Below are 24209 nucleotides of genomic sequence, written 5' to 3' on the forward strand. Positions count from 1 at the left end.
AACCAATCGCAAATGACATCACGCGGTCGCAATCCGCGGCCCTCGCGTGCGCCGGCCCGTGCGGCGGGATTTTTTTTCGGGTTGGCCCGCGACTATTGGCGTGTGATAAAGGGTTTCCCCTGACCCGGAGCACGAGTATGTCGACCCTGGAAGCTCTCCGGTTCGTGCTGGACGATGCACGTACCCCTGAAATCATCCGTCATCACGTCGTCGACGCGCTGCAGTACGCGTTGCGCAACTACGGACCGGTGTTCACCGCGAAGGAAATCGAATGGCTGACGCAGTGGGACGACGCGCGTCTGCCGCTGGCCGCGAGGAAGGAACTGGACAAGCGCGAACCGGCGATCGCCGGCCGCTGAAAAAAAGCCGCCGCGCCCGACGAGTACGGGCGCGGCGGCGGATGCGGGATGACGGACGGCGGTAACGCTTACTGCAGCCCGAAGTCGACGCGGGTCGTCGCGCCCTTGTCCGAGATGCCCTTCGCATCGAGCTTCGGCGCGACGACGAACATGCGGCTCGAATCGATCTTGCCGTCGAGGTACTGGCGCACGGCCTGCGCGCGCTGCTGCGCGAGCGCACGCAGCGCGTTGTCGTCGGCCGGCGCATGATCGGCGAGCGCCTGCTTCATGTCCGCATCGGGCAGCGTCTTCTGCAGGCCCACCAGGTTGCGCGGCTTCTTGAAGTCGGCGGCCTTGTACGCGCGCGTCAGGTACTTCGAGTATTCGGCCTTGTCGACCTTCACCGACATCGGATCGACGCTCTCGCCCTGCCCGACCACGTCCTTCAGCTTCTGCTGGCGCACCAGCCGCTCGACGTACGCGTCACGCAGCCCCGGCGTGTCCTGCGCCGGATCGACGCGGCCGATCAGGTCGAGGCGAATCGACGGCTTCTCGGTCAGCATCTTCACGACCGTGTCGAGCTTCTTCTGCTGCGTGTCGGTCAGCGCATACGAGCCCGGCGCGAACTCGACGTAGCCGAGATCCTCGCCGCCGCCGCCGAACGCATTCGCGAGCAGCGTGAACGGCGACGTGACGGCCTTCGCGATCAGGTTCAGCACCGCATGCCAGATCAGGCCGCCGACGCTGAACTCCGGATTCGACAGCGAGCCCGACACCGGCAGGTTCACGTCGATCTGGCCGCGCGTGTTCTTCAAGAGCGAGATCGCGAGCTTCACCGGCAGCTTCGTCGCCGTGTCGTTCTCGACCCGATCGCCGAACGTCAGCTGATCGATGAATATGTGGTTGTTCGCCGACAGCTGGTCGTTCGCGAGCTGGTAGTGCAGATCGACGTTGAGCTTGCCCTTCGTGATCGGATAGCCGGCGTACTTCGCCGAATACGGCGTGAGGTTGGTCAGCTCGATGTCGTGCGCGGTCGCCGTGAGGTCGAGCGCCGGCTTCTCGATCAGCGGGTTCACCGAGCCCTTGATCGAGATCGGCCCGTTGCCCGCGAGGTTCGCGGCGACGTCGACCGGCGCGGACGTCGTCGAATCCGTGCCGAACGCGCCGACCGTGCCCTTGATCGCGACGAGGTTCGCCGTGTAGTTCGGCTTGATGAAGTTGTCCGTGTACGTGACGCGGCCGTTCTGCAGCACCAGTTCGCCGAAGTGCATCCGCACCGGGTTCTGCGGCTGCGGCGCGGCCTTCACGACCACCGTCGCCGACGCGGCGGCCGGCACGGACGCCTGCTGCGCGGCCGCGGCCGATGCGGCCTGCGCGGCGGCCGGCGGCGTCACGCCCGGCGACAGCGGCACGGGCTCGCCCTTGCTCGCGTCGCGCGTGAGCGACTGCGCAGGGCCCGTCTCCTTCGCGACCACGTCCTTCAGGTTCAGCCGCCCCTGCGCATCGAGCAGCACGCGGCCGTAGAAGTTCGAGAACGTCACGCGCGCGGCGTCGACGTCGGTGCCCTTCTCGTCGTAGTTTGCCTTCAGGTTCGACAGCGCGAGCGAGCGCCAGCCGGCGAACGGGTCGGACGTCGCCTTGTCGAGCATCCGCACGTCGACCAGCGCGACGTCGCCGCGATAGGTCGCGCGCGGCGTGTCCTTCACCTGCGCGAACGTCAGGTTGCCCTGCGCGTTGAGCAGCGCGCTGGCGATCGTCGCGTTCAGCGCGCTGCCGAAGTACGGCTCGAACGCGGCCGCGTCGAGGCGGTTGCCGTTGATCTTCAGGCCGAGCTTCAGCGGCTGCGCGGTCACGTCACCCGTCACGTTCAGCGAGCCCTTGCGGTTCAGCGTCGCTTTCAGTTGCACGGGCAGCGGCTTCGTCAGGTCGTCGCTCACCTTCTGCACCGACAGCTCCAGCGGCTTGATCGCCAGCTTCACCGGACGCGGCGTCGACAGGTCGGTGAAGTTCGCGGACGCCTCCTTCACGTTCAGCGCGTCGATCCGGTAGTGCCACGACGGCGCGGCGGCCTGCGCCTTGCGCGCGACCGTGCGCTTCGGCACCGCCGCCTGCGCGGGTTCGGCGAGCGCCGCGAGGTCGATCTTGCCGTCCTTCAGGCGCTTCACGTCGAGCGCGAGCCCGCTTGCGTCGACGCTCGCGATCTCCGCGGTGCGCGCCGCAACGTCGACCTTCGCGATCTTCGCGCTCGCGTCGGGCAGCACGATCGCGGGCGCCTTGTTGTCCGGCGCGGCGATCTTCAGCGACTTCAGGCTGACCGTGCTGTCGGCGACTTCCGCGGCAAGCGGCGTCTTGCCCCAGTCGGTCTTCGCGTTGACGGTCGCGCCGAGCGTGCCGTCGAGCACGCGTGCGCGCGTCGCCTCGCCGAGGTACGGCTGCAGCGCCGGCAGCGCGAGCGCGGCGACCGTCAGCTTCGTGTCGGCCTGCTTCGCGGCGAGATTGAACGCGCCTTCGGCCGTCACGTCGCCGCCGCGCGACAGCGACGTCGACAGCGTGTATTTCGCGGGCGTCTTGCCCTGCAGCGAGAAACCGTCGAGCGTCGCGGCGAGCTTCGTCAGCGACATCGCGGTCGGCGTCGCCGGCACGCGGTCGTCGACGTTGATCGTGCCGCCGTCGATCGCGACATGACGGATCGTCAGGTCGAGCGGCGGCGCTTCCTTCGCGGCGGCGCTACGTTCGGCCTTCGCGCCGCTGGCGGCGGCGACGGCGCCGGACGCACTGGACGCACTGGACGCACCGGATGCGGCGGCGACGGCCGACGCGGCCGGCTTGCCAGCCCCGGCCTCGACCTTCGGCGCGGCGGCCGGTTGCGCGACGAGCTTCTCGACGTTCAGCACGCCCTGCTTGTCGCGCGACAGGTCGACCACCGGCCGGTCGATCCGGATCTCGTCGAAGTGCATCGCGTTGCGCAGCGGCTCGAGGCCGGCCGCCGCGACGTGCACGCCGCGCGCGGCGAACAGCGGCGCCGACGCGCGGTCGGTCACCTTCGCGTCGTTCAGGTCGACGGTGCCCGACACGCGCAGCGCCGGCGTCTCGCCGCTCATCACGAAATTGACCGTGAGGTTGCTGCTGAGCAGGCCGCTCGTCACGGCCACCGGCAGCTTCGCCGGCACGTACGAGATCAGCTTCGGCACGTCGAGGCGGTCGAACTTCAGCGCGATCTCCGATTCGCGCGACTGCGCGAACGGCTTGGTCTTGCCGTCGATCGAGATCGGGCTGCCGTCGAAGCGCGCGCGCAGCTTCGGCTCGACGAAGATGTCGGTCTTCGAGGCGAGCGTCGCGATGTACGGGATGCCGAGCGTCCAGTTGTCGACCACGTGCTTTTCGTTCAGCAGGCGATCGTCGAAATCGATCCGGCCGTCGTTGACCTGGATGTTCGACACCGAGAATTGCGTCGGCTTGCTGTCGGGCTTCGGCGTCGGCGACGAGAACTTCTCGATCAGGTCGGTGAAATTGAAGCGCTGCGCATCGTAGCGGACGATGTGAAAGCGCGGCGAGTCGAGTCGGACCTCGTTGACGATCGGCGCGCCGCGGAACAGCGACGACCACGACGGCCGCACGACCAGCTTGCCGATGTCGATGAAATCGCCCTGGCCGCCGCGCTCGCCGAGGTGGATGCCGTCGGCTTCGAGGTTCAGCGTGTACGGGTTCAGCGCGATGCGCTGGATCGTGGCCGGCCGGTCGAGCTGCTTGCTCAACTGCTGTTCGGCGACATGGCGGATCAGCGGCGGCGCCGCGAAGAAGCCGAGCACTCCGAATAAAACGACGAAGATCAGCACGCCGATGCCGATACGCCGGGTGCGGCGCGAGCGTGCAACGCCGCCGAGGGCATGGAGGGTCGAGGGTACGGTTTCTTTGTCTGCGCTTGCCATGCTTGAATGCCTCGGGAATGGATGCCGGGCCGCACCGGATAACCGGGCGGCCGCGCACGCTATCCCGAAAGTATAGGCTCAGGAGGTGACGGTACGGAGGTCGGGCGCCGCCGCAGCGCCCGCCGGTCGGACAACGGCGACGGTCAACCGTTCATTTCCGGACGATGACGGGCGGCATCCAGGACCCGTCGCTCGCCTGCGGCTTCGGCGCGTACAGGCGCAACGCGAGCGCGAAATCGGTACGCGGCGCCGGCAGCCAGTTGGCCGCATGCGTGCCGCCCGGCGACGCCGACACGACGATGTCGATCGAGCCGTCATGGTTGCGGCGCAGCCGGTCGCGATCGCCGAGCGAGCGGCGCGCCGACCCGACGTCGGGCAGCGCGCCGTTGGTCGTGTACGGCGTGAGTGTCCAGAATGCGCGCACCGGCGGCAGCGCGCCCGGCGCGAAATGCAATACGTAGCGGTTCGCGCCGTTCAGCGGATGGCCATCGCTGTCGACGCGGGCGACCGCGAGCGTCTCGTCGTCGCGCGTCGCGGTGCCGAACTGCGTGTAGGCCGCGTACGCGCGCAGTGCGTAGTCTTGGCCGTACTTGCCGGCCGTATCGCCGATCCAGCTCCAGCCGTTCGCGTTCAGCAGGTTCGACGGCGCCGCCGCGAGCCGCGCGCGCGCCTCGGCGACGCCGGCCGTCGCGGCCGTCAGACGGTCGCCCGTCCACAGCACCGGGTAGCCGGCCGTCACGCCGATGTCGGCGAGCGATTCCTGCGCGTGCGCGTCGTCGGCCGGCGCCGGATTGTCCTGCAGCGCCCGCGCGAAGCGCGTGAAGAACGCCTTCGGGTCGAGCGCGGCGACCTGCTCGGCCGGCGTGCCGCCCCCCACCGCCTCGGACGGCGCGCTGCCCGCATGGACCGCGACCGACGCACCGCGCTCGGCGCCGGTGTACACCGACAGCGGCACCACGCGGATCGCGCGCTGCAGCTTCTTCACGTTCGTCAGGTCGCGCCCGCCGCTCGTCTGCAACCGCACTTCGAGCCACGCATTGGCGGACGGCACGTCGACACGCAGCACGCCCTTCGGCAACGTGCCTTGCCAGTCCTTCGCGGCGAAGGCAATCGTTTGCGATCGGCCGGCACCACGGGGGCCGCGTGCGGCGACGCTCGACGACGACCACAGCACGTTGGTCCACATGTCGAGCGCACGCGCGTCCCAGTAGCGGCCGCGCGTGTCGGGCAGCGTGACGATCACGGGTTCGGCGGCGACATCGAGCCAGCCGGTCGAGTCGAGCGTGTCGACGCCCGGCAGCGGCGGGTTGACCGCGCCGACGGGCGGCAGCGCCTGCGCGTGGCGCAGCGTGTTGAGCGGCGCCTGCCCCGGTTGCGCGCCGTCGCCGCCCGTCGCGGCTTCCTTCGCGACGTCCATCAGCACGAGCGGATACGCATAGATATAGGAGTCGGCAACTTCCGCCCGCATCCAGCCGGTTTTCCGCTGGATCGCGTCCGGTTGCGACGCGCATCCTGCAAGCAACGCCGCAATGGCCAGCGACGCGCACGCGCGTCGCAGAGAAACTGATTCTCGCTGGTTTTCAATCATCGATTACTGGCCGAATATCGTTCTTTTCAGTCAACGCCCTGTTCGTCTCGCGAACGGCTAAAACAGGGCACCCCAGCGTACCCGGATGACCGTTTCGCTACGTTTCGTAACGGTGGGCGCTGATGTCAGGCCGGTATCATAGCGCCTAAGGGCATCCCCCAATATGCCGAATAACGGGTAAAACGGTAGTCGAACTATCAACGAATCTGAAATATTGCACAGGATTCGACAAAAATCTGAAACGGCGCCATCGCGCCGGAATGATGGCTGGACGAGGGCCGTCGACGATGATCGACCAATGGTGTCACTATTGGCACCACAGGCTACGCCAAGCGAATGGAAGAATCCTCGACCAAATGACGCGCAAGCCCGCGAAGGTGCGCTTCATCGATCTGTTCGAGATCTCGCAGGTTCTCGACGCGATCGATCGACTGAAGGAACAGAAATCATGACCCAAGACCACTTTACGTACCGCGTAACGTGGTCCCCGGAGGACGGGGAGCACGTCGGCCTCTGCGCGGAATTCCCGTCTCTTTCGTGGCTCGACGCAACACCGGAGGGCGCACTGGTCGGCATTCGCCGGCTCGTCGCCGACGTCGTGAGCGAGATGACCGCGAACGGCGAGACCGTGCCCGAACCGATCGCCGACCGAACCTACAGCGGCGAATTCAAGGTCCGCATCCCGCCGCAGGCGCACCGCGCGCTGATCATCCAGGCCGCCGAGCAAGGCGTCAGCCTCAATCGCCTCGCAAGCGCCAAGCTCTGCGCCTGAGCGCACACACCCCGGCACGCTCGGTCGCCCGGTCGTCCGTCCGGAAGCCGGGCGATCGCTTTTTCCGCGTTGTGACAACCTGTGTGCATCGACCTGCGTCGCATCGTCGCCGGCGCTTGACCTTACCATCATGGGAATGTTGATACTGGAACCATTCGCGGCACGAACCGCGCTTTTGGGGAATCCGACATGACTGAACCACTTGCCTCCGCGGCACGGCAAACGATCGCGCTGAGCGTCGACGGCATGCATTGCGGCGGCTGCACGGGCCGCGTGCAGCGCGCGCTGGCCGCCGTGCCGGGCGTCGTCGATGCGGCGGTCGATCTCGATGCACAGGCGGCGACGGTCACCGCTCAGGACACGGTCGGGCCCGACCGGCTCGTCGACGCGATCCGTGAGGCCGGCTACCACGCAGCGGTGCGCGAAGCGGCCGTCGAAGCCGGTGTGGCCACGCCGGCGGCGCGCGAAGCAACGTCGTCCGCGCCGGCCGCCGCCGCGACGATCGAACTCGATATCGATGGCATGACCTGCGCGTCATGTGTGTCGCGCGTCGAAAAGGCGCTCGCGAAGGTGCCGGGCGTCACGCGCGCCTCGGTCAACTTGGCGACCGAACGCGCGACGGTCGACGCGTCGGCCGGGGTTTCCGCCGCGCAATTGGCAGATGCCGTGAAACAGGCCGGCTATGGCGCGACGCCGACAGCGTCGGATACCAATGCCCCGGCCGCCGCCCCGACCCGCCCCGCTACGCCCGCGAGCATCGAACTCGACATCGACGGGATGACCTGCGCGTCGTGCGTGTCGCGTGTCGAGAAGGCGCTCGCGAAAGTGCCGGGCGTCACGCGCGCCTCGGTCAACCTGGCAACTGAACGCGCGACGGTCGACGCGTCGGCCGACGTATCCGCCGCCCAGCTTGCCGAAGCGGTGAAACACGCCGGCTACGGCGCGACACCGGCGGCCGTCGCCACGCCTGCCGCCCCCGCCACCTCCGCCGCCACCTCCGCCGCCACTTCCGCGGCCGCCGACGTCGAACTCGACATCGGCGGCATGACCTGCGCGTCCTGCGCCGGCCGCGTCGAAAAAGCGCTGGCCGCCGTGCCGGGCGTCGCGCGCGCGACGGTCAATCTCGCGACCGAGCGCGCGTCGGTGCACGGCGCCGGCGCACTCGACGCCGCCGCGCTGATCGCCGCCGTCACCACGGCCGGCTACCATGCATCGCTTCCCGCCGCGTCACCCGCCGGCGCAACGGCCGGCGCCGACGCGCAACCGGCCGGCCCCGCGCCGGACGCCGACGCACGCAAGCGCCGCGAGGCCATCCGCGAACGCAACCTCGTGATCGGCGCCGCCGTGCTGAGCGCGCCGCTCGTCGCGCCGATGCTCGCCGCGCCGTTCGGCCTCGACCTGATGCTGCCCGGCTGGCTCCAGCTCGTGCTCGCGTCGATCGTGCAGTTCGGCTTCGGCGCACGCTTCTATCGCGCGGCCTGGCATGCGGTGAAGGCGCGCACCGGCAACATGGACCTGCTCGTCGCGCTCGGCACGTCGGCCGCGTACGGGCTGAGCCTGTGGATGCTGCTGCGCGATCCCGCGCATCCGGGCCATCTGTATTTCGAAGCGTCGGCCGTCATCGTCACGCTCGTGCGCTTCGGCAAGTGGCTCGAATCGCGCGCGAAGCGCCAGACCACCGAGGCAATCCGCGCGCTGAACGCGCTGCGCCCCGACCGCGCGCGGGTCGTCGAGCACGGCGTCGAACGCGACGTGCCGCTGTCGCAGGTGCGCGTCGGCACGCACGTCAGCATCCGGCCCGGCGAGCGCGTGCCGGTCGACGGGCGGATCGTGTCGGGCCGCTCGCACATCGACGAATCGCTGATCACCGGCGAAAGCCTGCCCGTGCCGAAGGACGACGGCGACGCCGTCACGGCCGGCTCGATCAACGGCGAAGGCGCGCTCGTCGTCGCAACCACCGCGATCGGCGCGGAGACGACGCTCGCGCGCATCATCCGCCTCGTCGAATCCGCGCAGGCCGAGAAGGCGCCGATCCAGCGGCTCGTCGATCGCGTCAGCGAGGTGTTCGTGCCGGCGATCCTCGGCATCGCCGTGCTGACGCTGGTCGGCTGGCTGATCGCCGGCGCCGGGATGGAAACCGCGATCCTCAACGCGGTCGCGGTGCTCGTGATCGCCTGCCCGTGCGCGCTCGGTCTCGCGACGCCGGCCGCGATCATGGCCGGCACCGGCGTCGCGGCCCGGCACGGCGTGCTGATCAAGGACGCGCAGGCGCTCGAACTCGCGCAGCGCACGACCGTGATCGCGTTCGACAAGACCGGTACGCTGACCGAAGGCAAACCGTCCGTGACGGCGTTCGACGCCGTCGGCGTGCCGCGCGACGAAGCGCTCGCGCTCGCGGCGGCCGTGCAGCGGCAGAGCGACCATCCGCTCGCGCGCGCGGTGGTCGCCGCGCATGACGCCGACGTGGCCGCACAGGGCGGCGTAGCCGCGCCGGTCGTCGCGACCGATGCACGCGCGGTGGCCGGGCGCGGTGTGGAAGCGCACGTCGGCGGGCAACAACTTGCGCTCGGCAGTACGCGCTGGCGCGACGAACTCGGCATCGCGGTACCGCCGGCGCTCGACGCGCGCGCGGCGGAACTCGAACGCGCCGGCAATACGATCTCGTGGTTGATGCGCGTCGATGCGCCGCGCGCGGTGCTCGCGCTGATCGCATTCGGCGACACCGTGAAGCCGGGCGCCCGCGACGCGATCGCGGCGCTGTCGGCGCGCGGCGTCGCGAGCGCACTCGTGACGGGCGACAACCGTGGCAGCGCGGCGGCCGTCGCGGCGGCGCTCGGCATCGGCGAAGTGCACGCGCAGGTGCTGCCCGACGACAAGGCACGCGTCGTCGCCGAGCTGAAGCGCACGCACGGCGGCGTCGTCGCGATGGTCGGCGACGGGATCAACGATGCGCCCGCGCTCGCCGCGGCGGACGTCGGCATCGCGATGGCGACCGGCACCGACGTCGCGATGCACACGGCCGGCATCACGCTGATGCGCGGCGACCCGGCGCTCGTCGCCGACGCGATCGACATCTCGAAGCGCACGTACCGCAAGATCCAGCAGAACCTGTTCTGGGCGTTCGTGTACAACCTCGTCGGCGTGCCGCTCGCGGCGCTCGGCTTGTTGAACCCGGTGATCGCGGGCGCCGCGATGGCGTTTTCCAGCGTCAGCGTCGTAACCAACGCGCTGCTGCTGCGGAGATGGAAAGGCCGCGCGCGTTGAGGCGGCAAGCGATGAATGGCGGACGGCCGAACGGGCCGTTCGGCGTTCGATCGACAGGAAGGGTCGGGAAGATAGCCGGCTACGTAGTGCGCCGAACCGACAGCACGCGACGATGCATCGCGATGCCGGCGGATTCAGTTCGACACGACCGGTTTGATCAACGTCGTGGTGATCGGCGCGAAGCCGCATGCTCGATACAGCGCACGCGCCGCCGCGTTGTGATTGAAGACCGACAGCCCGATCTCGGTAACGCCGTACCGGCGCGCCTCGGCATCGAGCGCATCGAGCGCGCGCGTGGCCCAGCCCTGGCGGCGCCGGGACGGGACGATGTCGAGGTCGTAGATGAACAGCGTGCGGTTCGGCCCTTCGGGGACGATCGCGTACCAGAGGTCGCCCACCGTGTCGCCGCTGGCGCCATCGATGAGTGTGACGAGGGTCTGGCCGGCGGTCAGCAGGCCGTCCGGCAGCAGCGTGTCGAAACAGGCGCGCGCACGGTCGGACGCGTCTTCGACAGCATTTTGTCCGGAAGAAACGAGGTCGCGCGCGTAGCCGTCGATGGCTCGCGTGCGGTACGCGTGGAATTCGCCGGCCGTCATCGGCCGCATCTGCAACATGGCCCGGTCGCCGTGAACGGAATCGGACTTCCAGTGTAGCGGGACACTCGCACCGGCGCGCGATGCGGCGGTGGACACGGGCAGGCGGGTGCGGCGGACGCCGCGCCGAATCAGCGAATCAGCGAATCAGCGAATCAGCGAATCAGCGAATCAGCGAATCAGCGAATCAGCGAATCAGCGAATCAGCGAATCAGCGACGGTACAGGACGATCGGCACGAGGTGCGCACGACGCACGCGCTCGGCTTCGGCACGACGCGCGGCGTACGAGTATTCGGCGTCGAGCGGCAGGTGCGGGGACACGAACAGGTCGTCGATCTTTTGCAGCAGGGCGAGGATGAAGCTCATGTGAGACTCCTGACAGATGTGGCTAGGGTTTTCCCTTATATGACCTCCATTCTAAGGGTTTTCCCTTAACTCTGCCAGTGCGCTGCATCGGTTTGCCGCACGCCCGCGACAGCCGCGCGTCGGTGCGAAACGGCGATCCTTGCTGCGCCGGGCTTCCGGGATAGGGTCGAAACGATCAACGCGTGCGGCGGACCCGCTTTGCGACGGCCGCCTCGCGGTTCGCGTTGCGTTGCAGCCGGTCGACTTGCGACAGCAGCGCTTCGTGGTGCTCCTCGAGCGTCATCAGCGTGGCCTGCTGCGTCGACAGGTCGGCCGCGAGACGATCGATCCGTTGCTGCTTGGTGGCGACGTCCTGCTTCAGATGCGCGATCTGCCGCGTTTGCAGCACCAGCGCGACGAGCCCCGCCAGCACGACGACGGCCAGCGCGAGCAGCAAGCGGTTGACGCGGCGCATCTCGCGATCGGCCGCGCGGGTCAGGCCGTCGACGTCGGCCTGCAGCGCGGCGAGCCGGTCGGTCAGCGGGCGCAGGTGGGTGTCCGGATCGAAGGCCGGCGCGGCCGGTTGCGTACGCTCGGACGATGGCCTGGTCACGAACGACGCGACGGATGCCACCGGCTGTGCAACCGGCGACGGCGAAGCGTCGGGCTGCGCCGCTGCGTCGCGAGGCTTCGCGAATGGCGTGGCGATGACCGGTTCGGGCGGCTGTGCGGACGGTGCCTGCGTCTGCGGCTCGGCCGGCGCAGCCTGGACCGACGGCGGGTTCGAATCGACCGCTTCCGGCTTCGAATCGACGCTCGGCGCAACCGGCACGGCCGGCGTCGCCGCCGCTTCGTTGGCACCGGCAGCCGCCCGGCGTTTGCCGCCCGACGACGCGCGGCGTTCCTTCGCGGCATCACCGGAAGATTTCCCTTCGCGGGATTTGACGACCGCCGCCTCGACTGCAGGCTTCGCGGCTTCGGCGTCTGCTGCTTGCGATTCGACCGTCCGCGCCGCAACGCCATCGGCGGCTTGCAGCTTCGTCGTCGCCTTCGCGGCGCCGTCGATCACGGGACCATCGATCTTCGTGGCGGCGCCAGCGCCCGCGGGCAAATCGGCGGCCTGCGTTGCAAGACGCTCTGCGGATGCGCTGTAGACGTTCGCGGCCGTCCCGCCTTCAGGCGTCGAAACGGCCTCGACCGCTGCAACCGTCGCCGCCGCACTCTCCGCTTCCGCACGCGTTGCCACGGCCGCATCCGCTGGCGGACTGAACCCGTCCAGCATGGCCTGTCGACCGTCGTCGACACCGGCTGCCGCATCGCCCTCCACGCTCGCTTCATCGTGCGCCGCCACCGGCATGCGCTCGCCCGGCTCGAGCACCGGATCGCCGAACAGGTCGAGCGTCCGTTCGTCGCGCGGCGCGTCGCCGGCCGGCGCGCTGCCGGATCGTGCCGTCGCCCGGGCGGACGTGCTGCCTGCGGCAGCGGCCGAGCGCTGGCGCGAACGGGCCGACGAACGGGTGGAACGGGAGCGGGAGCGAGGCGTGGAAACGGATTCGGTCATGGAAATCGGATGGCGGGGCCCGCAAGCGCGGACCCGGATGTCGAACGGAATCGGTGATCGGCCATTGTCGCACGCCCCGCAACCGATTCACGCTATTCGTCGCCCGACAGCCCGTTCCCGCCGTCGAAACGCGTGACGCCCGGCAGCGCGCGCAGCTTGTCGCAGATCGCCTTGTATTCGAGTTCCGACACCCGCGCCAGCGCGATGCGCACCTCGTCCTGCTCGCCCGTGTCGTCCGCGCGCTGCACGATGAACTGCTTCACCCGCGCGCTGTCGGGACCGAGCGCCGCGTGCAGCGAATCGAACGTCAGCGTGCCGCCGGCCACCGTCAACGCGAGCTGGCGCCGCTGGCGCACCGTGAAATAGCGCCGCTCCAGCGGCTTGATGCCGTCCAGGATGATCAGGATGATGATGGTCGCCGAAATGGACGCGACATAGAGCCCGCCGCCCACCGCCAGGCCGATCGCGGCGACCGACCACAGGCTCGCGGCCGTCGTCAGCCCGCGCACGATCTCGCCGCGCAGCAGGATCGAGCCCGCGCCGAGGAAACCGATGCCCGACACGACCTGCGCGGCGATCCGCGACGGATCGAGCACGACGTGGTCGCTGGTGCCGAGCACGTCGGCGAAACCGAACGCCGACACGATCATGATCAGCGTCGAGCCGACGCACACCAGCATGTGCGTGCGCAGGCCGGCCGCCCACGACAGGCGCTCGCGCTCGAAGCCGATGACGCTGCCGAGCGCCGCCGCGAGAACGAGCCGCATCACGAGTTCCAGGTTGCTGAGCATCCTATTTCTCTCCTTTTTTTGGTGCCGGCCGCGCGGAATGTTTTATCCTTGGCCCCGGCCGCGCCGATTCTCCGGGCCGCGCCGACACGTTTCGATCCAAGCGCTCAACCCCGCCATGTCCGTTTCCGACTCCGCTTCCGCCCAGGCCGCCCAGCTGCGCCACCATTTCGCGCACGTCGTCTTGCCGATCTGGCGGGGTTCAGGGTTCGACCCAGCATTGCAACTGCCGTTCGAGGCCGTCGATCCGGCCACCCATGCGCCGCTGCCCGTGACCCGTTATCGCGCAATGGCGTGCGCAAGGCAACTGTTCGTGTTCGCGCAGGCCGGCGACACCGCGCACGCGGCCACGCTGTTCGACGCGCTGTGCCGGCACTTTCGCGACCCGCGCCACGGCGGCTGGATCTACAGCGTCGACGCGCAGGGCGCGCCGCTCGACACGACCAAGGATCTCTATACGCATGCGTTCATCGTGTTCGCATGTGCCGCGTGGCATGCGGCGTCGGGCGACGCCGCCGCGCGCACGGTGGCCGAAGCAACCGCCGCGCTGATCCAGGACCGCTTCGCGCCGCGCCCCGGCGACGCGCTGCTCGATGCCGCGCGCCACCCCGATTTCTCGTCGTCCGGCAGTGGCGCGCTGCAGAATCCGCTGATGCATCTGACCGAAGCGTGGCTCGCGGCCGCCGATGCGTTCGGCGATACCGCGTTCGACGATGCGCTCGCGCGCACCGCGCAGGCCGTCGAACGCACGTTCGTCGATGCGGCGACCGGCTGCGTGGCCGAGCTGCCGCTCGGCGCGGCCGACAACCGTTTCGAGCCCGGCCATCAGTTCGAGTGGTTCTATCTGGTGGATGCGGCCGGTGCGCGGCTCGCGCGGACCGGGCTGCCCGCCGCGCTGTCGCGCGCGTTCGCGTTCGCCGAGCAGTACGGCGTCGATCCGCAGACGGGCGGCGTGTGCGCGGCGCTCGACGCGCACGGCGCATGCATCGACGGCACGCAGCGGATCTGGGCGCAGACCGAATACCTGCGCGCGCTGGCGACGCACGGCGGCACGCCGGCCTCCGCGCCGCTCGCGCGGCAGATCGAGCGGTTCGCCGCGCGCTTCCTGCATCCGCGCGGCTGGTTCGAGTGCAAGACGGCGGACGGGCAGGTGTCGCGCGCCGACATGCCGTCGACGACGCCCTACCACCTCGCGACCGCCTACGCGGCGCTGCCGACCGGCGCGTAACCCGCCGCGGCGAACGACGGCGCCGCGCGCTCGCCATGCGCGGCGCGTCCGTCGCCCAGTTCGAACACCGACACCGCCTGCATCAGGTGCGCGGTCTGGTCGTTCAGCGACGCGGCGGCCGCCGCGACTTCCTCGACCAGCGCCGCGTTCTGCTGCGTGAGCTGGTCCATCTGCGTGACGGCCTGGTTCACCTGCTCGATCCCGACGCTCTGCTCGACCGACGCCGCGGTGATTTCCGACATCGTCTGCACGACCCGCGTGATCGACGCCGACACCGTGCGCATCGCGTCGCCGGCGCGCTCGACGAGCGCCGCGCCGCCGTTGATCTGCGCGACCGAATCCTCGATCAACGCCTTGATCTCCTTCGCCGATTGCGCGCTGCGCTGCGCGAGCGAACGCACTTCGCCCGCGACCACCGCGAAGCCGCGCCCCTGTTCGCCGGCCCGCGCGGCCTCGACCGCCGCGTTCAGCGCGAGGATGTTGGTCTGGAACGCGATGCCGTCGATCACCGAGATGATCTCCGCGATCCGCCCCGAACTCTGCGCGATGCCGCGCATCCGGTCGATCACGCTGTCGACCACGCCGCCGCCGTGGCTCGTCGCTTCGAGCGCCGCGTCGGCCAGCGCGCTCGCCGCGCGCGCGCTGTCGGTGTTCTGCCGGACCGTCGCGGTCAGTTCCTCCATGCTCGCGGCGGTTTCCTCGAGCGACGCGGCCTGTGTGCCCGTGCGCGCCGACAGGTCGGCGTTGCCGCCCGCGATCTCGCCCGCGCCGAGGTGAATCGCGTCGGACGCCTGGCGCACCGTGCGCACGGTGCCCGCGATGCTCGTCTGCATCGCGGCGAGGCCGCGCAGCATCCGGTCGATCTCGAACACGCCGCCCGCCTGCACGGCTTCGTCGAGACGGCCCTGCGCGATCCGCTCGAAATGGCGGCCGGCCTGCTCCAGCGGCGCGACGACCGCGCGCCGCGCGGCCGCGTAGATCGCCGCGCTCGCCGCGAGCATCGCCACCAGCAGCACGATGCCGACCGACTTGAACCACAGCATGCCGCCGTCGATGGTGTCGAGCGCCGCGCGGCTCGAGGTGCCGCCATAGCCGGTGAAGCGATGCAGCTCGGCGATGTACGCGTCCTGGAAACCCTGGGTCGGCTGGTCGAGGAACGCCTGGATGTTGTCGGCGTCGAGGAACTGCACGAGTTCGCCCAGCGCGCCGCGCAGCGCGCGATAGCGCTCGGTGAGCGCCGCGACGCGCGCGCGGTTGGTGTCGTCGACCGCCTGCGCGGCCGTCAGTACGGCGAACGCCTTGTCCGCTTGCGCGAGCGACGTGCCCGCGTGGCGGATGATGTCTTCGGGCTTCGGCCCGCCGCGCACCATCCGCGTGCCGGCACGCGACAGGTTGATGCGCGCGTCGAGCAGTTGCTCGGTCGCCCGGCTGGCCGCGTCGACCTGCGCGATCGCGACGTTCGACAGATCGTCGACGCCGCTGCGCGTCGACGTGAGCGCCCAGAAGCCGAGCGCTTCGATCGCGAACAGGAAGAGACAGAACACGGTCAACACGCCGAGCAGACCCGACGCGAGCTTGATTTTTCCGAACATGGGGGATTCCTGGAGAGCGGACGATGAGGCGATGCCCCGGCATTAGCGGCATTTCTTCGTCGGACTTTAGGCGGAATCAGCGGCAACGCAGGTCAAGTGCGCGCTTCGCTCGCGCATTCGCGTCGAATCGCCCGCAAACGCGGAGATCTTGTGTATTCGACGCAATAATCGCGTTGCATCGCGCCGGGATTTGCACGAAACGCGGACGAATTTCCTTGCTTATCCGGAGCCCCCTTCCTAGAGTTCAGCGCAAGCGGGCACGCATTTCGAAGGAAAGTTCGATGACCGACATCACGGACCACGCGCGCGGCGCATTGCGCGCGCAGCCGTTCAGCATGCTGCTGGGCACGGAGCTGATGCACATCGGCGACAACGAAGTGTCGCTGTGCCTGCCCGTGCGCGAGGAATTGCGGCAGCAGCACGGTTTCGTGCACGGCGGCGTCATCAGCTATCTCGCGGACAACGCGCTGACGTTCGCCGGCGCGCTCGTGCTCGGCCCGCGCGTGATCACCGCCGAATACAAGATCAACTATCTGCGGCCGGCCGTGAACGGCACGCTCGTCGCCCGCGCGAAGCTCGTCTACGCGGGCCGGCACCAGGCGACCTGCCAGTGCCATGTGTTCGTCATCGACGGCGATCACGAGCGGCTCGTCGCGATCGCGCAAGGCACGATCAACCGCGTCGGCGACGGCAAGATGCCGGATGCGCCGGTGGAAACGGCGTGAGAACGGCCTGAACGGCCGGCGCCCAATATCGCGGCCGCCTGGCGCCCAAGTCGCGCCGCTAGGCCGCGTCGTCCCCCACCAGCGGCAAAAACCGCGGCGCCACCCGCGCCCGCACGTTCCCGTGCTCATCCGTCCGATAGATCCCGCGCGCCGCGTTGTGCGGGTGCACGGCCGCGTCGGCCACGCTCAGCACCGGCGCGAAACACGCATCGGTGCCTTCGAGCAGCGCGCGCCAGTGCGCGGACGGCTGCCGCGCGAACACGTCCGCGAAACGCGCCTTCAGCGCGGGCCAGCGCGCCCGGTCGTACTGCGACGCGGGATCGACGTCGGTCAGCCCGAGCCGTTCGACCAGCAGCGCATAGAACGGCGGTTCGAGCGCGCCGATCGTCACGCATTCGCCGTCCGCGCAGCGATACACGTCGTAGAACGGCGCGTCGTGGAACAGGCTCGGCTGCGCGCCGTCGAGCTGGCCGTTCGCGCGCGCCCACAGCGCGAGCGAACCGAGCATCGACACGATGTCGACGATCGCGCCGTCGACCACCCGCCCCGGCCCGCCGCCGCGCACGTCGAGCAATGCGCAGACGATGCCGAACGCGAGCCCGAGCGCGCCGCCCGCATCGCCGACGACCGTCGGCGGCACGCCGGGCCGACCGTCGCGCGGCGCGGACAGCGACAGCAGCCCGGTCAGCGCGACGTAGTTCAGGTCGTGCCCGGCCGCGGCTGCCAGCGGTCCATCCTGGCCCCAGCCGGTCATGCGCCCGTAGACCAACTTGGGATTGCGGCGCGCGCAAACGTCGGGCCCGAGGCCGAGCCGCTCCATCACGCCGGGCCGCAAGCCCTCGATCAGCGCATCGGCTTGCGCGATCAGATCGAGCGCGGCGTCACGCCCGGCCGGCGCCTTCAGGTCGAGTTCGACGATCGTCTTGCCTTCGCGCAGCAGATCGCCGTCGCGAGCCCGCAGCGCGTCCGGCGCGCTGGTTCGGCCGGACGGGCGCGCGATCAGCGTGATGCGCGCGCCCATGCCGGCGAGCATCCAGCCCGCGAGCGGGCCGGGGCCGAGCCCTTCGAATTCGACGATGTGGATGCCGGCAAGCGGCGCGTTCAATGACATGGTGACCTCGCTGAAATGCAGTCGGAACAGGGGCGGCGAAGCTTTCCGATTCTATGCGAATGCCTGCGCCCGCCAGCTTCGCGCGACCAGCGCCTGTTCACACCGATAACGGGCTTGCGCGGGCCCTACGCCCGCTCGGCCAGCGCCGCCTGCATCGCGCGCACGATCGCGTCCCGATGCGGGTCGATCCGCTCGACCGGCCCGGCCACGCCCATCGCCAGCGGCAGCCCGTTCCAGCCATCCGCGATCACCATCGAGATCATCGCGGCGCCCTGCGTCACGGTGTGCGCCGAATACGAATAGCCGAGCCGGCGGGTCTGTTCGACCTTGTCGAGCACGACGTCCTCGTCGATCGTCCTGCCCGACTTCCCGATCCGGCGGATGCTGCGTGACACGAGCCGGCGAATCGTGCTGTCGGGCTGGATGCTCAGCAGCGCCCAGCCAAGGCCCGACATGCAGATCTCGCGACGCGTGCCGATCGGCGCATAGAACTGCACCGGAATCGAATGCGAGCCCTCGACCGCGTCGATGTACTGCACGTACAGGTCGCTCTGCACCGCGATCACGACCGCCTCGTGCGTGCGCGCCGCCAGCCGCTTCGCGACCGCATGCCAGTGCCGCCGGCTGCCGGCCGCCGAATCGACCAGCGCTTCGCCGAGATTGACGAGCCGCGCGGTGGGCGCATACGCATGGGTTGCATCGTCGTAGGCGAGATAGCCGAGCGTCTTCATGCTGGTCAGCAGCGCCGCCGCGCTCGACCCCGGATACCCGCAGCGCGTCGCGATCTCGCGCACGCTCAGCGGCCGCTGCAAGGTGCTGAAGAGTTCCAGCACCTCGAACACGCGCGCCGCGCTCTTGACCACGCTTCCGCTCATCCCGCCCTCTCCGCAGCAACCGGCACGGGCCTTCCACGTATGTGGAACGGAATTTCCCGCCGCCAACCGTCGTGACGATACTAGGCTTCGGCCCGCGGCGTGAAGTCCCGCGGCACAGAACACACGGAGACAACATGGCAGCCTTTTTGATCCGTGAACGGCAGGGCGCGATCCTGACCGTCACGATGAACCGTCCGGACACCCGCAACGCAATTTCGGACACCGATGCGATCGACGCGCTGACCGAATGCTGCGACGAAGCAAACCGTGACGAATCGATCCGCGTGCTGATCCTGACCGGCGCCGGCACGACGTTCTCGTCGGGCGGCAACGTAAAGGCGATGCGCGCGTTCGTGGAAGCGGGCCCGCACGACCCTGCTGCGATCCGCACCAGCTATCGCCGCGGCATCCAGCGGCTCGCGCATGCGTTCGAGCACCTCGAAGTGCCGGCCATCGCAGCGGTCAACGGTCCGGCCATCGGCGCCGGCACCGATCTCGCGTGCATGTGCGACATCCGCATCGCCGCCGAGCGTGCGCGCTTCGCGGAGAGCTTCATCGCGCTCGGTCTCGTGCCGGGCGACGGCGGTGCGTGGTTCCTGCCGCGGATCGTCGGCGCCGCGGTCGCCGCGGAAATGTCGTTCACCGGCGATGCGCTGGACGCGCAGGCCGCGCTGCGCTGCGGACTCGTGTCGCGCGTCGTGCCCGATGGCGACCTCCTCGCGCATGCGCACGAACTGGCCGGCCGCATCGCGCATCACTCGGGCACCGCACTACGCCTGACCAAGCGGCTGCTGCGCGAAGGCCGCCACGCAAGCCTCGACACGCTGCTCGACCTGTCGGCGTCGTACCAGGCGTTCGCGCACGCCAGTCCCGACCATCGCGCGGCCGTCACCGCGCTGTTCGCCGCGCGCGGCTGAACCCGCGACGCATCGCGGCCGTGCGGCCGGCACAGGCCGGCCTGCCGGCCCGTCGAACCCACATCGAAGGAGACATCGTCATGACCAGCAGCAACGAAGGCGCACTCGCAGGGGTGCGCGTGGTGGACCTGAGCCGCGTCTATGCGGGGCCGTTCTGCGCGCAGACGCTCGCGGACCACGGCGCCGACGTCATCAAGATCGAACCGCCGCAGGGCGACGAAACGCGCGACTGGGGCCCCGCGATGCCGAACGGCATCTCCAGCTACTACTGGGGGCTCAACCGCAACAAGCGCAATCTCGCGCTCGACCTGTCGCATCCCGACGGACGCGACGTGCTGTTCCGCGTGCTCGAAACGGCCGACGTGCTGATCGACAACTTCAAGCAGGGCACGCTCGAACGCTGGGGCATCGGCTACGAAGACTGCCTGCGCGCGCGCTTTCCGCGCCTCGTCCACTGCTCGATTTCCGGCTACGGCACCGACGGCCCGCTTGCGCGGTTTCCGGGCTACGACGCGGTCGCGCAGGGTCTCGCCGGCTTCATGTCGATCAACGGCGAACCGGGCGGCATGCCGCTCAAGGTGCCGTTTCCGGTCGTCGATTACGCGGCCGGCCTGAGCGCCGTCTCCACCATTCTGATCGCGCTCGTCGAGCGGACACGCTCCGGCCTCGGGCAGCACGTCGACATCGATTTGTTCAGCACCGCGCTGTCGATGCTGCATCCGGTCAGCACGAGCTGGATGGCAACCGGCGACGTGCCCGTCGCGACCGGCAACGTATACGGCGCGATTGCGCCGTACGGCGTCTATCCGTGCAAGGACAAGCCGGTCGCGACCGGCGCCGGCAACAACCGCACGTTCGCGCGGCTCGTCGACGCGCTGGGCGTGCCCGAGCTGGCGCGCGATCCGCGCTTCGCGACCAATGCACAGCGCGTCGCGCATCGCGATGCGCTCGACTCGCTGCTCGGCCAGCTGACCGCCGAACTGCAGGCGGACGACGTCGTCGAGCGGCTGATGCACGCCGGCGTCGCGACGGGGCCGGTGAACACCGTGGCCGATGCGTTCGGCCATCCGCAGGCGGCGCGCAACGCGATGTTCGTCGACACCGACACGTACATCGGCGCGGGCATCCCCGCCAAGCTGTCCCGCACGCCCGGCGCGATCCGCCGGCCGCCCCAGCCGTTCGCCGCCGACACAGACGCCGTGCTCGACGCATTCGGGATCGACGCGGCGCGCCGCGACGCGCTGCGGCAGGCGGGCGTGCTGCCCGACACGCGGGCAGACGTGGTCGGGAGCGCGTCATGACCGCCCCGCGCTTTTCTTCACCGACGGACGACGATGCGCCGTCGATCCTGCGCGACGACGCCGACGGCGTCGCGTGGCTGACGATGAATCGCCCGCACGTCGCCAATGCGCTGTCCGCCGACGCGATCCGGCGCCTGTGCAACGAACTCGTCACGCTCGACGACAACCCGTCGATTCGCGTCATCGTGATCCGCGGCGCGGGCGAACGCGCGTTCAGCGCGGGCGTCGATCTCGGCGACCCCGAGATCCGCGGGATGCAGCCGATGCGCGGACTCGCGCGCAACGTCCACGAGCTGATCCTGGAACTGCGCAAGCCGACCATCGCGGCCGTCAACGGCCATGCAATCGGCGGCGGCTGCGAAATCGCGCTCGCGTGCGACCTGCGGATCGCCGCCGATCACGCGACCTTCGCGTTGCCCGAAGCGCGGGTCGGCATGGGCGCGAACTTCGCTAGCGTGCTGCTGCCGCGCATGTTGCCGCACGCGATCGCGATGGAGCTGCTGTTCACGGGCCGCCGCTTCGACGCAGACGAAGCGCAACGCGTCGGCCTGCTGAACCGCGTCGTGCCGGGCGCCGCGCTCGACGACACCGTGCGCGAGCTGGCGCAGACGATCGCCGCGAACGCACCGCTCACGATCCGCCGCATCAAGGAAACCGCGACCCGCAGCCAGGGGCTGCCGGTGGCCGCCGCGCTGCGGCTGGACGTCGGCCCCGACGTCTACGCGAGCGAGGACCGGATCGAGGGCGCCCGCGCGTTTCTCGAGAAGCGCAAGCCGGTGTTCAAGGGGCGCTGAGCCCGGCACCGCACCGCGACACCCGCGCGCACCGCTCCCAGAACGCGGGCGCGCCAATAAAACATGGACGGAGACACCTTCATGCAACGAAAAGCATTCCTGGTCAGCGCGTGCGTGCTGTGCGCCACGCCGGCGCACGCGTCGTCGGTCACGCTGTACGGGATCGTCGACAGCTACGTCGAATTCGATCGCGTCGGCAGTTTGTCGAGCATGCGGCAAAGCGGCGGCGGCGCGTCGACGAGCCGCTTCGGCCTGACGGGCGTCGAGGATCTCGGCGGCGGCACGTCGACGAAATTCGTGCTGGAAAGCGGCTTCTCGCCGGCCGACGGATCGTTCCAGGGCGGCACGCTGTTCTACCGGCAGGCATACGTGTCGCTGCAGAACGCGCGCTACGGCGACCTGCGGCTCGGCCGGCAATACACGCCCGCGTTCTACGTCGTGTACGACGGCGATCCGTTCGGACTCAACGAGCGGCTGTCGCCGCTCGCGCTGCTCGCGACGTCGACGGACACGATCACGAGCAACACGACGCCACCGATTCCGCGCTTCAACCAGGCGGCGTCGTACCTGAGCCCCGACTGGAACGGCCTGCGCGTGATGGCCACGTACGGCTTTCCGACGCCGAACGCGCTGTCGACACAGGCTGGACGCAACTACGGCGCCGGGCTGCAGTACCGGATCGGCGGCCTCTATGTCGGCGCCGGCTTCCAGGGCGATACGTCGGCCGGCAACCTGGGACCCGTCGTCGCGCCGTCGACGACCCGCCACTACGTGTTCGCGACCAACTACGCATTCGCGCGGGTCAAGCTGTACGCCGCGTTCCTGTACGGCGTCGGCACGGCGGCGCGCCTGCCCGCGTTCTCGACCGCGAGCGTCGGTGCGTCGATCAACGTCGGCGCGCTCGATCGCGTGCTCGTGTCGGTGGTGCGCCGCGACGTGAAGGGTTCGGCAAACGACGCGACTGCGCTCGGCGTCGGCTACGACCATCCGCTGTCGAAGCGGACTTCGCTCTACGCCCGCTATCTCTACATGAAGAACGGCGGCGACGCCCGCAATACCGTCGTCGCCGGCCTGCAGCCGCAAGCAGGCGGCACCGAGCAAGTGTTCGCGCTCGGCATCGTTCACCGCTTCTGACGGAGTGCCCATGACCCCGACCCTTTCGACCCACCCGGCCGTCGACGACGACGGCGCGACGCAGGCGCTGTATCGCCGGATCTCGCGCCGGCTGCTGCCGTTCCTGATCCTCTGCTACACGCTGTCGTTCATCGACCGGATCAACATCGGCTTCGCACACGCGCAGATGGCCGCCGAGCTGCACTTCTCCGACGCCGTCTACGGGCTCGGTGCGGGCATCTTCTTCATCGGCTACATGGCGTTCGAGATTCCGAGCAACGCGTGGCTCGCGCGGATCGGCGCGCGGCGGACGATTGCCCGGATCATGGTGCTGTGGGGCCTCGGCTCGGCCGCGACGATGTTCGTCACGACGCCCGCGCAGTTCTACGCGTGCCGCTTCCTGCTGGGCGTGTTCGAGGCCGGCTTCTTCCCCGGCATCCTGTTCTATCTCGGCGCGTGGTATCCGCCACGGCAGCGCGCCAAGGCGTTCGCGCTGTTCATGACCGCGCTGTATCTCGCAGGGTTGATCGCCGGCCCCGTGTCGGGCGCGATCCTGTCGTACTTCGACCGCTTGGGCGGCCTGAGCGGCTGGCAATGGCTGTTCGTCGTCGAAGGGCTGCCGAGCAGCGCGCTCGGCCTCGTCGCGCTACGCTTTCTCGACGACCGGCCGGATGACGCACGCTGGCTGTCGGACGCAGACAAGGCCACGCTGCGCGCCGCGCATGCGCAGGCCGAAGCCGATACGCCGGCCGCGAACGCGGCGCGGTCGTTGCTCGCGCACCGCGATTTCTGGCTGCTGTGCGCGGCCAATTTCGCGATCGCGGCCGCCGGCTACGCGCTGGTGTTCTGGATGCCCGTGATCCTGCATCGCGGCGGCTTGCATGGCGCGATGCAGATCGGGCTGATATCCGCGCTGCCGTACCTGTGCGGCATCGTCGGCATGCTCGCGATGGGCTGGCGCACCGAGCGCCGGCGCGAATGGCGCAAGCACGGCGCCGTCGCGATGCTCGCGTGCGCGGCGGCGCTCGCTGGTCTCGCGAGCAGCGCCGGCACGTCGCATCTGATGATCGCGCTGTGCATCGCGGTCGCCACGCACGCCGCGGCGCTGCCCGCGTTCTGGGTGCTGCCGGGGCTCGCGCTGCCGAAGCGCTCGATGGCGGTCGCGATCGCGGCGATCACGATGACCGGCGCGATCGGCGGATTCGCGAGCCCGTTCCTGATGGGCGTGCTCAACACGGCCACCGGATCGATGCGCGGCGGCCTCTATTTCAATGCCGCGCTGCTGGCGGCCGGCGCGCTCGCGTTGCTCGGGACGCTGCGCGCCCGCGCGGCGGCGCGCGCGAACGCCGGCTGACGGCACGGCTTCTTCCTCTC

General features: G+C 69.6%; 20 protein-coding genes. 11 read left to right on the top strand and 9 right to left on the bottom strand.

Translation table 11 applies throughout. The annotated features are described in order from the left end of the window. The first annotated feature begins 137 nt into the window (after positions 1–137). A complete protein-coding gene (locus tag DFS13_RS21940) occupies positions 138–359 on the top strand; it encodes a hypothetical protein (RefSeq protein ID WP_034178311.1) in 222 nt (73 codons plus the stop codon). Between the two features lie 68 nt (positions 360–427). On the opposite strand, the gene DFS13_RS21945 is transcribed toward DFS13_RS21940, so the two are convergent. Then, complete coding sequence (locus DFS13_RS21945; RefSeq protein WP_111442119.1) at positions 428–4267, bottom strand: DUF748 domain-containing protein; 3840 nt, start codon at positions 4265–4267, stop codon at positions 428–430. Positions 4268–4418: 151 nt separating this feature from the next. Then, a complete protein-coding gene (locus DFS13_RS21950; protein ID WP_006486342.1) occupies positions 4419–5855 on the bottom strand; it encodes a DUF1254 domain-containing protein in 1437 nt (478 codons plus the stop codon). A 309-nt stretch (positions 5856–6164) separates the two neighbouring features. Here DFS13_RS21950 and DFS13_RS41220 point away from each other — a divergent pair, with 309 nt between their 5' ends. From DFS13_RS41220 to DFS13_RS21965, 3 genes are all read left to right on the top strand, one after another. Next, on the top strand, positions 6165–6215 hold the full coding sequence (locus DFS13_RS41220) for a hypothetical protein (protein WP_353739180.1): 51 nt from the start codon (positions 6165–6167) through the stop codon (positions 6213–6215). Between the two features lie 88 nt (positions 6216–6303). After that, entirely contained in the window at positions 6304–6627 is a 324-nt protein-coding gene (locus DFS13_RS21960; RefSeq protein WP_111442120.1) for a type II toxin-antitoxin system HicB family antitoxin, read from the top strand. A gap of 189 nt (positions 6628–6816) precedes the next feature. Further along, positions 6817–9891 (top strand): heavy metal translocating P-type ATPase, encoded by a 3075-nt coding sequence (locus tag DFS13_RS21965; protein WP_111442121.1) that lies wholly within the window; start codon positions 6817–6819, stop codon positions 9889–9891. 134 nt (positions 9892–10025) lie between these two features. On the opposite strand, the gene DFS13_RS21970 is transcribed toward DFS13_RS21965, so the two are convergent. From DFS13_RS21970 to DFS13_RS21980, 4 genes are all read right to left on the bottom strand, one after another. Next, complete coding sequence (locus DFS13_RS21970; RefSeq protein ID WP_006481655.1) at positions 10026–10505, bottom strand: GNAT family N-acetyltransferase; 480 nt, start codon at positions 10503–10505, stop codon at positions 10026–10028. 190 nt (positions 10506–10695) lie between these two features. Further along, on the bottom strand, positions 10696–10851 hold the full coding sequence (locus DFS13_RS40365) for a hypothetical protein (protein ID WP_006481665.1): 156 nt from the start codon (positions 10849–10851) through the stop codon (positions 10696–10698). A gap of 175 nt (positions 10852–11026) precedes the next feature. Next, entirely contained in the window at positions 11027–12391 is a 1365-nt protein-coding gene (locus DFS13_RS21975) for a flagellar hook-length control protein FliK (RefSeq protein ID WP_069352651.1), read from the bottom strand. A 92-nt stretch (positions 12392–12483) separates the two neighbouring features. Further along, a complete protein-coding gene (locus DFS13_RS21980; protein ID WP_111442122.1) occupies positions 12484–13182 on the bottom strand; it encodes an MgtC/SapB family protein in 699 nt (232 codons plus the stop codon). A 115-nt stretch (positions 13183–13297) separates the two neighbouring features. Between DFS13_RS21980 and DFS13_RS21985 the strand changes: the two genes are divergently transcribed. Further along, complete coding sequence (locus DFS13_RS21985; RefSeq protein ID WP_069352652.1) at positions 13298–14407, top strand: AGE family epimerase/isomerase; 1110 nt, start codon at positions 13298–13300, stop codon at positions 14405–14407. On the opposite strand, the gene DFS13_RS21990 is transcribed toward DFS13_RS21985, so the two are convergent. Next, positions 14380–15999, bottom strand: coding sequence for a methyl-accepting chemotaxis protein (locus DFS13_RS21990; protein WP_111442123.1), 1620 nt, complete (start codon positions 15997–15999; stop codon positions 14380–14382). The genes DFS13_RS21985 and DFS13_RS21990 overlap by 28 nt on opposite strands. A 281-nt stretch (positions 16000–16280) precedes the next feature. Here DFS13_RS21990 and DFS13_RS21995 point away from each other — a divergent pair, with 281 nt between their 5' ends. Beyond that, positions 16281–16724, top strand: a complete 444-nt coding sequence (locus DFS13_RS21995) for a PaaI family thioesterase (RefSeq protein WP_006480333.1) — start codon at positions 16281–16283, stop codon at positions 16722–16724. A 58-nt stretch (positions 16725–16782) separates the two neighbouring features. Here DFS13_RS21995 and DFS13_RS22000 read toward each other — a convergent pair whose 3' ends face one another. Continuing rightward, positions 16783–17835, bottom strand: a complete 1053-nt coding sequence (locus DFS13_RS22000; RefSeq protein WP_048987747.1) for a CaiB/BaiF CoA-transferase family protein — start codon at positions 17833–17835, stop codon at positions 16783–16785. Positions 17836–17960: 125 nt separating this feature from the next. Then, positions 17961–18710 (bottom strand): IclR family transcriptional regulator, encoded by a 750-nt coding sequence (locus tag DFS13_RS22005; protein WP_012493610.1) that lies wholly within the window; start codon positions 18708–18710, stop codon positions 17961–17963. Positions 18711–18844: 134 nt separating this feature from the next. Between DFS13_RS22005 and DFS13_RS22010 the strand changes: the two genes are divergently transcribed. From DFS13_RS22010 to DFS13_RS22030, 5 genes are all read left to right on the top strand, one after another. Beyond that, a complete protein-coding gene (locus tag DFS13_RS22010) occupies positions 18845–19627 on the top strand; it encodes a crotonase/enoyl-CoA hydratase family protein (protein WP_006481671.1) in 783 nt (260 codons plus the stop codon). An 80-nt stretch (positions 19628–19707) separates the two neighbouring features. Then, positions 19708–20928, top strand: coding sequence for a CaiB/BaiF CoA-transferase family protein (locus DFS13_RS22015; protein ID WP_060214704.1), 1221 nt, complete (start codon positions 19708–19710; stop codon positions 20926–20928). Continuing rightward, the gene (locus DFS13_RS22020) at positions 20925–21722 is read left to right on the top strand and encodes an enoyl-CoA hydratase/isomerase family protein (protein WP_080431289.1); all 798 of its coding nucleotides are present in this window, start codon (positions 20925–20927) and stop codon (positions 21720–21722) included. Before DFS13_RS22015 ends, DFS13_RS22020 begins: the two co-directional genes overlap by 4 nt. Before the next feature lie 81 nt (positions 21723–21803). Continuing rightward, a complete protein-coding gene (locus DFS13_RS22025) occupies positions 21804–22856 on the top strand; it encodes a porin (protein WP_006481652.1) in 1053 nt (350 codons plus the stop codon). A gap of 10 nt (positions 22857–22866) precedes the next feature. Beyond that, positions 22867–24189 carry an MFS transporter gene (locus tag DFS13_RS22030; RefSeq protein ID WP_006481669.1) on the top strand — a complete coding sequence of 441 codons (1323 nt, stop codon included), beginning with the start codon at positions 22867–22869 and terminating at the stop codon, positions 24187–24189. The last annotated feature ends 20 nt before the right edge of the window (positions 24190–24209 follow it).

This window comes from Burkholderia sp. 28_3 (genome assembly GCF_003253915.1).
Taxonomy (GTDB): Bacteria; Pseudomonadota; Gammaproteobacteria; order Burkholderiales; family Burkholderiaceae; genus Burkholderia; species Burkholderia cenocepacia.

Bases quoted from the DNA above. Each gene is read 5' to 3' on its own strand.
- DFS13_RS22005 (WP_012493610.1), bottom strand. From the start codon at position 18,710: ATGAGCGGAAGCGTGGTCAAGAGCGCGGCGCGCGTGTTCGAGGTGCTG.
- DFS13_RS22010 (WP_006481671.1), top strand. From the start codon at position 18,845: ATGGCAGCCTTTTTGATCCGTGAACGGCAGGGCGCGATCCTGACCGTC.
- DFS13_RS21960 (WP_111442120.1), top strand. From the start codon at position 6,304: ATGACCCAAGACCACTTTACGTACCGCGTAACGTGGTCCCCGGAGGAC.
- DFS13_RS21980 (WP_111442122.1), bottom strand. From the start codon at position 13,182: ATGCTCAGCAACCTGGAACTCGTGATGCGGCTCGTTCTCGCGGCGGCG.
- DFS13_RS21950 (WP_006486342.1), bottom strand. From the start codon at position 5,855: ATGATTGAAAACCAGCGAGAATCAGTTTCTCTGCGACGCGCGTGCGCG.
- DFS13_RS21990 (WP_111442123.1), bottom strand. From the start codon at position 15,999: ATGTTCGGAAAAATCAAGCTCGCGTCGGGTCTGCTCGGCGTGTTGACC.
- DFS13_RS21995 (WP_006480333.1), top strand. From the start codon at position 16,281: ATGACCGACATCACGGACCACGCGCGCGGCGCATTGCGCGCGCAGCCG.
- DFS13_RS22000 (WP_048987747.1), bottom strand. From the start codon at position 17,835: ATGTCATTGAACGCGCCGCTTGCCGGCATCCACATCGTCGAATTCGAA.
- DFS13_RS21940 (WP_034178311.1), top strand. From the start codon at position 138: ATGTCGACCCTGGAAGCTCTCCGGTTCGTGCTGGACGATGCACGTACC.
- DFS13_RS21945 (WP_111442119.1), bottom strand. From the start codon at position 4,267: ATGGCAAGCGCAGACAAAGAAACCGTACCCTCGACCCTCCATGCCCTC.
- DFS13_RS21970 (WP_006481655.1), bottom strand. From the start codon at position 10,505: ATGTTGCAGATGCGGCCGATGACGGCCGGCGAATTCCACGCGTACCGC.
- DFS13_RS21965 (WP_111442121.1), top strand. From the start codon at position 6,817: ATGACTGAACCACTTGCCTCCGCGGCACGGCAAACGATCGCGCTGAGC.
- DFS13_RS22025 (WP_006481652.1), top strand. From the start codon at position 21,804: ATGCAACGAAAAGCATTCCTGGTCAGCGCGTGCGTGCTGTGCGCCACG.
- DFS13_RS22030 (WP_006481669.1), top strand. From the start codon at position 22,867: ATGACCCCGACCCTTTCGACCCACCCGGCCGTCGACGACGACGGCGCG.
- DFS13_RS22015 (WP_060214704.1), top strand. From the start codon at position 19,708: ATGACCAGCAGCAACGAAGGCGCACTCGCAGGGGTGCGCGTGGTGGAC.
- DFS13_RS21975 (WP_069352651.1), bottom strand. From the start codon at position 12,391: ATGACCGAATCCGTTTCCACGCCTCGCTCCCGCTCCCGTTCCACCCGT.
- DFS13_RS40365 (WP_006481665.1), bottom strand. From the start codon at position 10,851: ATGAGCTTCATCCTCGCCCTGCTGCAAAAGATCGACGACCTGTTCGTG.
- DFS13_RS21985 (WP_069352652.1), top strand. From the start codon at position 13,298: ATGTCCGTTTCCGACTCCGCTTCCGCCCAGGCCGCCCAGCTGCGCCAC.
- DFS13_RS22020 (WP_080431289.1), top strand. From the start codon at position 20,925: ATGACCGCCCCGCGCTTTTCTTCACCGACGGACGACGATGCGCCGTCG.